Annotated in this window: 12 protein-coding genes and 1 riboswitch; of the genes, 8 read left to right on the forward strand and 4 right to left on the reverse strand. The window is 54.7% G+C overall.

Translation table 11 applies throughout. From position 1 onward, the window contains the following. Window positions 1-10: 10 nt before the first annotated feature. Window positions 11-214: riboswitch (cobalamin riboswitch) on the forward strand. A gap of 128 nt (window positions 215-342) precedes the next feature. The 5 genes from GOV85_RS09300 to GOV85_RS09320 are packed head-to-tail and all read left to right on the forward strand — an operon-like array spanning window position 343 to window position 3,758. Next, a complete protein-coding gene (locus GOV85_RS09300) occupies window positions 343-1,128 on the forward strand; it encodes a DUF4198 domain-containing protein (protein ID WP_171177249.1) in 786 nt (261 codons plus the stop codon). A 5-nt stretch (window positions 1,129-1,133) separates the two neighbouring features. Beyond that, window positions 1,134-1,745, forward strand: a complete 612-nt coding sequence (cbiM, locus tag GOV85_RS09305) for a cobalt transporter CbiM (protein WP_171177252.1) — start codon at window positions 1,134-1,136, stop codon at window positions 1,743-1,745. Further along, a complete protein-coding gene (locus tag GOV85_RS09310) occupies window positions 1,742-2,323 on the forward strand; it encodes a cobalt ABC transporter permease (protein WP_171177255.1) in 582 nt (193 codons plus the stop codon). Before cbiM ends, GOV85_RS09310 begins: the two co-directional genes overlap by 4 nt. Further along, entirely contained in the window at window positions 2,323-3,105 is a 783-nt protein-coding gene (gene cbiQ, locus GOV85_RS09315) for a cobalt ECF transporter T component CbiQ (RefSeq protein ID WP_171177257.1), read from the forward strand. The genes GOV85_RS09310 and cbiQ overlap by 1 nt, the downstream gene beginning before the upstream one ends. After that, on the forward strand, window positions 3,102-3,758 hold the full coding sequence (locus GOV85_RS09320; RefSeq protein ID WP_171177259.1) for an energy-coupling factor ABC transporter ATP-binding protein: 657 nt from the start codon (window positions 3,102-3,104) through the stop codon (window positions 3,756-3,758). Before cbiQ ends, GOV85_RS09320 begins: the two co-directional genes overlap by 4 nt. Here the strand turns inward: GOV85_RS09320 and GOV85_RS21415 are convergent. Together GOV85_RS21415 and GOV85_RS09330 are read right to left on the reverse strand one after the other, a co-directional pair. Next, on the reverse strand, window positions 3,695-4,012 hold the full coding sequence (locus GOV85_RS21415) for a hypothetical protein (protein WP_174827342.1): 318 nt from the start codon (window positions 4,010-4,012) through the stop codon (window positions 3,695-3,697). The genes GOV85_RS09320 and GOV85_RS21415 overlap by 64 nt on opposite strands. A gap of 477 nt (window positions 4,013-4,489) precedes the next feature. Further along, window positions 4,490-5,413 carry a LysR substrate-binding domain-containing protein gene (locus GOV85_RS09330; RefSeq protein WP_171177261.1) on the reverse strand — a complete coding sequence of 308 codons (924 nt, stop codon included), beginning with the start codon at window positions 5,411-5,413 and terminating at the stop codon, window positions 4,490-4,492. Window positions 5,414-5,509: 96 nt separating this feature from the next. Between GOV85_RS09330 and GOV85_RS09335 the strand changes: the two genes are divergently transcribed. Together GOV85_RS09335 and GOV85_RS09340 are read left to right on the forward strand one after the other, a co-directional pair. Continuing rightward, on the forward strand, window positions 5,510-6,595 hold the full coding sequence (locus tag GOV85_RS09335; protein ID WP_171177263.1) for a hypothetical protein: 1,086 nt from the start codon (window positions 5,510-5,512) through the stop codon (window positions 6,593-6,595). 125 nt (window positions 6,596-6,720) lie between these two features. Then, complete coding sequence (locus GOV85_RS09340) at window positions 6,721-7,299, forward strand: carboxymuconolactone decarboxylase family protein (protein WP_171177265.1); 579 nt, start codon at window positions 6,721-6,723, stop codon at window positions 7,297-7,299. 131 nt (window positions 7,300-7,430) lie between these two features. Here the strand turns inward: GOV85_RS09340 and GOV85_RS09345 are convergent, their stop codons facing one another. Next, window positions 7,431-7,616: a hypothetical protein gene (locus tag GOV85_RS09345; RefSeq protein WP_171177267.1), complete on the reverse strand. Its 186-nt coding sequence runs from the start codon at window positions 7,614-7,616 to the stop codon at window positions 7,431-7,433. A gap of 107 nt (window positions 7,617-7,723) precedes the next feature. Between GOV85_RS09345 and GOV85_RS09350 the strand changes: the two genes are divergently transcribed. Next, window positions 7,724-7,894 carry a hypothetical protein gene (locus GOV85_RS09350; RefSeq protein ID WP_171177269.1) on the forward strand — a complete coding sequence of 57 codons (171 nt, stop codon included), beginning with the start codon at window positions 7,724-7,726 and terminating at the stop codon, window positions 7,892-7,894. A gap of 540 nt (window positions 7,895-8,434) precedes the next feature. Here GOV85_RS09350 and GOV85_RS09355 read toward each other — a convergent pair. Continuing rightward, window positions 8,435-9,427, reverse strand: coding sequence for a helix-turn-helix domain-containing protein (locus tag GOV85_RS09355; RefSeq protein WP_171177271.1), 993 nt, complete (start codon window positions 9,425-9,427; stop codon window positions 8,435-8,437). Between the last annotated feature and the right edge of the window lie 99 nt (window positions 9,428-9,526).

A 9,526-nucleotide genomic window follows, 5' to 3' on the forward strand; every position in this document is an offset into this window, starting at 1 on the left:
GTTTTTCTGCCATCAACGCGCCATGTTCGGTTCCGGGGACTCACCCGGAGGCAATAGGGAATGCAGTGCGGCTTTTTCTTCGCCAATTCTGCAACTGCCCCCGCAACTGTAAGCGGCGAGCGCGGCTGATCGTGCCACTGGGATATGCCCGGGAAGGCCAGCCAAGCGTTTTGACCCGCAAGTCAGGAGACCTGCCGAACATGCGCCCTCGGAATGGGCGTTGATCGTCGGCGACGGGGTGTGCGCCGAAACTGTTTGCCTATTTGAGCAAATGGTTTCGCATTCCCCAATGTCAAAAACCAATGCGTGCCGGGGAAGGCGCGACGTGAGAAGGACTTGTTTGTGAAACACTTTTTGTTGGCGGCAACAGCTGCCATTGCATTGCCTGCGATGGCTCAGGCTCATTTCCTGCTGGAATACACCGAAGATACCATGATTGATCGTCCTGGTGACGTTCCGGTCAAGTTGGTCTTCTGGCATCCGTTTGAAGCCGGGCACGTGATGACCCTGGAAAAGCCAGAAGAATTTTATGTGATCCACAACGGCGAAAAGACCGATTTGTTGGGTACGTTGGAAGAAACCACGTTCGAAGGCCCCGAGAACACGGCCAAGGCCTTTTTGGGCTCGGTTCCAGTGAAACGTTCTGGCGATTACGTCGTGGTAACGGTACCTGCGCCTTATTACGAGGAATCTGAGGATATCTATATCCAGCAGGTCACCAAGGCATATCTGAACCGAAACGAGCTGCCCACCGACTGGGACCAGCCGCAAGGTTTGGCTACCGAAATACTGCCGCTGAACAAGCCCTATAACATCATCGCTGGCTCGACCTTCACGGGACGTGTATTGAGCGAGGGCAACCCAGTGGCTGGCGTAGAGATTGAAATCGAATACATGGCCGCGGAACCCGACTTGGCCGGAAACGGCGCAAAAAACGCAACTGCTTCCCCACTGCCAGGCGGCGCACTGGTCGCAATTTCGGACGAAAACGGCTATTTCACCTTTGGCGTGCCAAAAGCAGGCTACTGGGGTTTCGCAGCGTTGGGTTCGGGCCCGAAGACTGAACATGAAGGCAAAGAACTAAGTCAGGACGCTGTGATCTGGATCCGCGCCTGGGATCTGGAGTAACCCATATGCATATTGTGGACGGAGCCCTTTCGAACCCTGTTGTGATTGGCGGCGTAATCGCGGCAGCAGGCGGGATCGCCATGGGGCTGAAATCGCTGGACCTGGATCGCATTCCCACTGCCGGGGTGTTGTCAGCCAGCTTTTTTGTCGCCTCACTGATCCATGTTCCGATCGGCCCGTCCTCTGTGCATTTGATCCTGAACGGTCTGGCCGGGCTTTTGCTCGGCTGGGCGGCCTTTCCGGCGCTTTTTGTTGGCTTGCTGCTTCAGGCTGTGTTCTTCGGCTTTGGAGGACTGACAGTGCTTGGGATCAACACAGTCAACATCGCCCTTCCGGCGGTGCTTACATGGATAATCTTCGGTCGTCTGATCGCCAAGGGCACGCCTGTTCAAGGAGCAGTTTGGGGCGGCATAGGCGGCGCTTTCTCAATCGCAGCTACGACGGCTTTTGTCGCAGTATCGCTGGCGCTGTCGGGCGACGAATTCCTGCCGGCTGCGAAGCTTGTGTTATTTGCTCACGTCCCTGTCATGGCCGTCGAAGCGGTTCTGACCGGGTTCGCCATTTTACTGGCTCGTCAGGTTAAACCAGAACTCTTTTATAAAGGCGCATCGGCATGAGGCAACTGCTCGTTGTTATTGCGTTGTCACTGATGCCGCTTCCTGCGCTGGCCCACAAAGTTATCGCAGGGGTCTTTCCTGCAGGCGATGCAATCGAAGGCGAATTGGGCTTTTCAAACGGCGATATGGCGCAAAACCAAAAAGTCATCGTGTACGGGCCCGATGGTGCTGAGTTGGGACGAACACTGACCGATACAGATGGTTTCTTCCTTTACACCCCGACCAACCCGGTAGAACACACGTTCAAAGCAGACTTGGGCGCGGGGCATGTGGCAGAAGTCACCATGCCTGCTGCCGATGTCGCGGCGATAATGGGTGTTGAAGCTGACGTGGTCGAAACTGCCGCAATGATTGCCCCTAAGGAAGGTGGGACGCAGGTGACTGTCGCATCATTGACGAACGAAGAACGCGCCGCAATTGCTCAGGCGGTCCGAGACGAAACCCGCCCGCTGCGACGCGAGATTGCCTCCTATCGTGAACACAATGATCTGCAAACGATCCTGGGTGGCATCGGTTACATCATTGGTTTGTTCGGAATCGGCTTTTACATCGCCGCACGCAAGAAGATGACCTCCTGATGGCCCACGCCCTGGAACCCCAGGCCAAGACATTGGCCGAGACTGGTACGGGTGCATCCTTTTGGGTGATCCAAGGCTTGGATCCTCGGATGCGGATCGTGGTGGCGAGTGTTTTTTCCATTGTCACGGTCTCGCTCAGCACCATTCCAGGGCTGATTGCGGCATTGGCTGTTTCTATCGGAGTGCTGCTGATGTCTCGCCTGCCCATTCGCCGAACGCTCAAACGTATGGCGATGATGGACAGCTTTATCATCTTCATGTTGGTACTTTTGCCATTTACCACGCCCGGGGATGCGATGTTCAACTTGTTTGGGTTTCCGGCCAGTTGGCAAGGCCTTTGGAAAGCCACTGAGATTGCGCTGACAGCTAACGCCGTCATATTGTCCCTGATGGTTCTGGTTGGAACGATGGAACCGGTTACGCTTGGCCACGCGTTGCATAAACTGCGCTGTCCCGAAGCACTCGTCCACCTTCTGATGTTTACCATTCGCTACATCGAAGTTTTACGCGAGGAATATATGCGCCTGCGCGCGGCGATGAAGGTCCGTGGGTTTCGACCGGGCACTAATTGGCACACGTATCGCAGCTTTGGCTATCTGGTTGGCATGATGTTGGTCCGCGCCATCGAACGGTCCGAGCGAATCTTAGCAGCGATGAAATGCCGAGGGTTCTCTGGACGGCTTCTCTTGCTGCAGGAATTTAACCTGACCCTGCGCGACTACGTGTTTGCGGCGACTCTATGCATAGTGTGCATTGGGCTTCTTTGTCTGGATTTCGCATGACGATCCTCAAGCTGGAAGACATTCATTTCGCCTATCCCGGTCAAGCACCCGTACTGGACGGCGCCTCGCTTACGCTTGAACCAGGGCAACGCCTGTCGATTGCAGGACCTAACGGAGCAGGGAAATCCACCCTGTTTGGAATTGCGCTTGGTTTGCAAAAGCCAACCTCGGGTAGTGTGATCGCCCTTGGAAAAGATCGGCGCACCGAGGCCGATTTTCACGAGGTTCGCCGCGAGATCGGACTGGTGTTTCAAGACCCTGACGATCAGCTGTTTTGCCCCACTGTGGCAGAAGACATCGCGTTTGGGCCTCTCAATCTAGGGCGCAACAAGGACGACGCTCTCGCCATCGTCGACAGAGTTCTCTCTGATCTAGACTTGATGCACTTGCGTGATCGCATAACACATAAATTGTCGGGGGGCGAAAAGCGTCTTGTGACCCTTGCCACCGTATTGGCGATGGAACCCCGGGCACTGTTATTGGACGAACCAACAAATGCGCTCGATATCCAGAACGAAGCCCGCCTGCTGGAGATACTACAGGGTTTGCCACAGGCCATTTTACTGGTCAGCCATGCGCCATCCTTCCGTCAGGCATTGGCCCCGGACACGCTTGAATTGAGAAACGGTAGACTTGTCGCCGCGGGATTTTGAACTGCTGCGCTTTGCCGACGATTGGTCAACACATCGGCCCCCTGCCCCTCATCAGGCGAAACGGTATACGGAAAAGGCCGGTAAGCCCGCGCAGTGGTGCCCATGGATGTCGTTTCAGCTTCGATAGCGCTGTCCAGTGCTTTGCGGAACAGTTTTGCGCCCTTATCCAGACCAAGATCAATATAGGGTGTCTTGGCGTGCTTAATACCCAGATGCACCTGCTCCAACACCCCTTTGTCTTCGAGAAACGCCATCCGCATGCGTCATTCATGAACTTTAAAACCTCTGCGTTATCGGGGTCTGTGTTTCGGTGCTGAAACCAAAAGTACCGGGTTCGGTCCTCGTCAAACGGCGTCATGAAATTGTACGAGATATTGACTTAGATCTTGTCGAATGGGGGTTGCCATAGCCACCGGTTCCAACAGGCGCGTAAACGGATCTGTTCAGCGCGATAGCAGGCAGGCACATCTCGTAATGCTGAAGCCGGTCGCAATCGCTCGGAAACGACACCGGGGTGCCATCTTCCTGCCGGAAGAAAACGATGTTCTTAGCCAGAAACGTTTCGGCCTTCAGCACGCGCCCGATATTTTTTCTCAAGGCCACAACTTACCAGCAATTTCTCAGAAACATCGATTGCCCGCCAATCCATCATTTGGCTTGCTAAAGTATGGGCGCCCAAACGCCGCCATGCCATGTCAGAGTAGTAATGGGTTGTATAAGCCTGACTAATTTCAAACTGAAGCCGGCGGAGGGATGTCAGGTTGCGCAGCAACCTCGGAATGAATCCAGCTCAAGAATTCGGCAACCTTTTCGCTACCCTTGGTTTCGTGCGGTCGGACCAGCCAATAAGACAACGGCGATTGGGTCATTTCCGCAAAGGGTCGGACCAAACGCCCGTCTGCCATCATGTCAATGACCAAAGGCTCGCGCCCCAGTGCCACACCTAATCCTTCAATCGCCGCCTGAACAACCATGTTTGACTGCCCCAGTCGCCGTGTCCGCAGCGCGGCTGGCAAGGTCAGGCCACAGCGCCGCGCCCAGAATTCCCATGTGGGGCTCGCCGCTCTGTGATGTAGATTCTCGTCCACCAACATCGTGTGACGTGCGAGGTCATCGACCTTGCGAAGGTCCGGCAACAACGACGGCGCGCAAACCGGAAACAGCTGCTCTGTCATAAGTAAATCGACCTGACAGCCCGGAAAATCGCCCAAGCCATAGCGAATTCCGATATCCGCATCCGCACCGGAAAACGGGAATTGTCCGGTATCGGTTGCTATCGATATCGACAGGTTCGGGTGGGCCATGTCAAAGCGTAAAAGTCGTGGAAACAACCAGTTGAACGCAAAACCCGGCAGACATGAGATAACGATTGTCCGATCCGAGCGTGTTTTATCCCTGAGTTGTGCGCATACATCCGAGATGCGCCCCAGTCCTTCCGAGATCGCAAGGGCCAACAACTCTCCTTCACGGGTTGGGCGCGACTGACGTGCGCCCCGCACCAAAAGCTCGCGCCCCAACCATTCCTCAAGGCTGCGCACATGCTGACTGACAGCGCTCTGGCTGACGCCCAATTCGGTAGCAGCGGGTGAAAACCCCGAATGTCGGACGACGGCCTCGAACGCTCTTAGTGCGGAATAGGGCAAGTTCAAGATCATATTAGTAACTCTAATGTCACTCATTAATACTTTCAAATAGATTGGCTGCAAGCCCCTGGCGTAACCTTGACCAATTCGATCCTATGGGAGACGCGAATGTCGGACATCACGCCGGAACGTGGCGCGCAAAACCTGTTGGCAAACTGTGCCCATGCAACGGCCGGAGACCGGCTGCTGATCGTCTACGAACCGCCAGAGTACGGGTATTTCGACGCGGACAGTGTCGAAATCGTCTCGCGTGTTGCCAAGTCCATGGGCCTGTCCGTCGAAACGGTTGATGTGGGGTTCAACCCTGACACTCCGCATCTGCCTGTGGACTTGCTTAAAAGGTTCGAAACCGCCGATGTTATCCTGTTTCTGGCCCGCCTCGGAGATCAGCTACGGTTTTCGCAAATGCCCAAGGGCAAAAAGATCATCGTCAGCTTTGCCCTCAGCCGCGAACAATTCGGGTCGGGGTTTTCGAACGGGCACCACGACGCCTTCATGGAACTCAAGGCCGAGATCAACTCTGTACTAAATACCGCGCAGGAAGTGCGTTTCACGTGCCCCCTTGGCACGGATGTGCGGGGGCGGCCTGAAATGAACCTGGACCCTTCGGGTGATACCTCCATCCTGCGCTTCCCGATGTCGGTTTTCACGCCTGTCCCTGCACACAGCTTCTCTGGCCAAGTGGCCCTGACCTTCCTGACAGGGACCGGATCAAAATACTATGAAGGTTACACTACCGAATTCACTCATCCCGTTCTTGCGCGCCTAGATCAAGGCCGCCTGACCGGGTTCGAGGGGCATCCTTCAGATGTAGCGCGGGCAGAGACTCATTATGATCGGGTGGCCGAACAGTTCGAAATTGACCGGAACTTTGTGCATTCCTGGCATGCTGGCATTCATCCCGGATGCGGCTACCCCTGGGACATGCGTGAGAACTATGAACGGTGGGGCGGGGCGGCATTCGGCAATCCGCGCATCTTGCATTTCCACACATGTGGTGCTTACGCTCCCGGTGAAATCAGCTGGAACGTGATCGACCCGACCATTGTCATCGACGGCACAACCTATTGGCAGAGCGGGCGTTTTTACGCCGATCGTCTGCCGCGCGGTTCAGAGATACTAAGCCGGTATCCTTGCGCCGCAGGGCTATTTGCCCATCCCGACACAGATATCGGGTTGCGCAAAACAGGTTAATCATACTGACACTAATGCGCGCGCTCTACATTGGTTCACCAAGATACGGAATTCGCCAAACAAACGTGGCGTGACACCAACGATCGCTCAAAACCTGGGCTATGAATACAAGGAAGGAACCAAATTTGTCTGCCTGGATCAGGATGATATCTGATGAAGAGGCCGAAGCGCCGCTTAAGGCCGTTCTGGACCTTGCGCGAACTCCGCATGGAACGGTGGACAACGTTATGCGCGTGCATTCCCTGCGCCCCAATACCATGAAAGGGCATGTGGTTTTGTATCGCGCCTGCTTGCACGATGACAGCAACACGATCCCAATGTGGTTTCAGGAAGTGGTCAGTTCTTATGTTTCGACGTTGAACACATGCCCGTATTCCTACGCAAATCACTGGGCCAACGCGCGGCATCTGATCGGGGATGACGCGCGGGCGGACAAGATCGAGGCCGCGCTCAAGGCGCAACGACCGCAGGATGCGTTCGACGGCGAACATCTAGAGGCCTTGATCTACGCCGAAAAGCTCACTGTGTCGCCTGGCACTATGGTTGAATCCGACGTCACCGCACTGAGACACGCAGGTTGGGACGACGGCGAGATTCTCGAAATCAACCAGATCGTCGGCTATTTCAATTATGCCAATCGATTGCTCAACGGATTGGGCGTCACAACGGATGGCGATGTCGTAGGGTACTATGCCGGCGAATGACCTGAGCGCGACGCGTGCTGGTTTCATTGTCAATCGACAACCATCCTGATTTCGCCGAAGACCTTGAGTGAGGCGCTCTTGGTTCAACCTTTTACGCCACGGAAACTGGCAAACGCTCAGAGAAGAAGACTTCAGTTTTCACGCGTTTTGCCAATGGCGGGATTAGCCAGCCAGACCAAAGCGCATACGCTCGGTTTGATCTGGCCAACTTGCTCTGATGTCCTCGCTCCAAGCCAATGGAAGAAACGCACCTCAGGATAATTGTCGTCCTTGGCGATCAGCTGACCCCCCAAGATCGCCGCGCTGCGTCGGGGCATCGCCGCGCGTGATACCGTTCTTGTTTGCCGCAACACGGGACAACGCGCTGGAGCACTTTGTGCAGACGGCCTTACCGCATTTCGGTGACTGTCAGGACGCGATTTAGATGGGTGAACCGTTTCATTATTATTCGGTCCTAGCTCAGTATCTGAACGCCGGGCTGCTGTATCCACTGGAAATCTGCCGACGGGTTAAACGCGCCTATTATGACGGTCATGCCCCGCTGAACGCGGTCGAAGCCTCCAATGTCATTAGCTTGAGTCAGTTTGCCGACTGAGGATTGCTGGGATCGAAACCCTATGCGGCCAGCAGCAATTACATCAACAAAATGTCGGATAATAGCGACACGTGCCGATATGATGTAAAGCAAAAAACCGACCCGAAAGCTAGCCCGTTCAATCCGCTGTATTGGGATTTTTCGTTGCGCAACGTAGAAAAACTGCGCGGCAATCCTCGCCTCAGCCAAGCCTAACGAACGTGGGACCGGATGAGCCAAAAGAAAAAATCAGGGCTATCTTGAAAGCGCGGCGAGGGTGTTGGACAACCTATGGCTCATCGGTGGGCGTACCACAGCAGCGCGACAACTATGGCTAAAATCAACGAAAGAGGCGGCAGCAGAAAACCTCGGAAAAGGTGTGCCATTGGTCAAAACTGCTGTCCAAATTCTTGACGTAAATGTCCAACAGGAAACGCCGCGACAGGGCAGTAATAATACAGCTTGTTGAAAACGGCCAAGTCATCGGGACAGCTACCCTTGATCCGGCCACAGCACCTATCGCCCGTACCGCTAGATCGCTGGAAACCCGCAACTGCTAATTCAAGCAGACATGTGTCCAAGAAACCGTCCGTTCCGAACCTGTTCTGGGCGTAATTTGTAACGTTTAATAAAGGCCCGCGACATTGCCGTTCGGGACGAAAAACCAGTTGCAGATGCGACCTCAACAAGTGGCATGTCAGTATACTTCAAAAGACTGTTGGACCTCTCAAGGCGGAGTTCCTTATATGTGTCCAAAAGAGTCATGCCCGTTTTACACAAGAACCTTCGCTGAAGCTGCCGGATGGACGTCCCGACCAGTTCAGAAAGCTCAGAAATCCTGAGCGGGTCTTCGATGTTATCCAGCATTGTATCCACGGCAAGGCTCACAAGCCTGTCTCCATTGGACTTTCGAATGAGGCGATTTGCGACCTGGCTTTCAGTTGCACCCTTGGGTTCGGCCAGCCCGACATACCGCCGCAACGTGTCTGCCAAATGCTCACCATGATCCATTGACACAAACTCGGCCAGCAGACGTAGGGCGCTGATCCGTGTGTTTGCGCTGTGCGTGCGCCCATCTGGGGGAAAATGGATCGAAGTTCCGCTGTTTCCAATCCCCAGTTCCAGCGCTGCGGCTTCGAAACCCGAATGCACGGCTGCTGTGCTTCTGTCAGCACTTCCGAGTTGGGCCAGCAGCATCACCGCCCCCCCTACAAGAACAGACCTGGGGGACAAGTTCAGCACCTGATTCACCCAGGACCTTTCAGCTGCAGTGGGGCACCAGGCGCGTTCAAAATCCCCCCAAAAAATCGCGGTACGTCCGGCCCAATACAGCGGACCTCCTACTGGCTCTCTAGCAAGGACACGTAAATTCACAACATAGGTGTGTTTTTCCACCAAAGTGTTCAGCGCCCGGTAAAACTCCATAATCAGTTCAGCAGAGGCTTTGTCAGAGTTTCGGTACAAAACGACATCGATGAATTGTAACCGATCTGACACCGGGGCAGAGCCTTTGGCAGCATTCTCGTGATCATTCGTGACAACGTAGTGTTTCATTGGATGTACCAACCTTGGTTTGGTCAGTGCCAAATTGTTTGGGAAGTTTCCGATTGGCGAAAACCCCGCCTATGTTTTGGCGGGGTTTTGTTATGGGAT

Origin of the sequence: Ruegeria sp. HKCCA4633 (genome assembly GCF_013034605.1) — a bacterium.
Classification (GTDB): domain Bacteria; phylum Pseudomonadota; class Alphaproteobacteria; order Rhodobacterales; family Rhodobacteraceae; genus Ruegeria.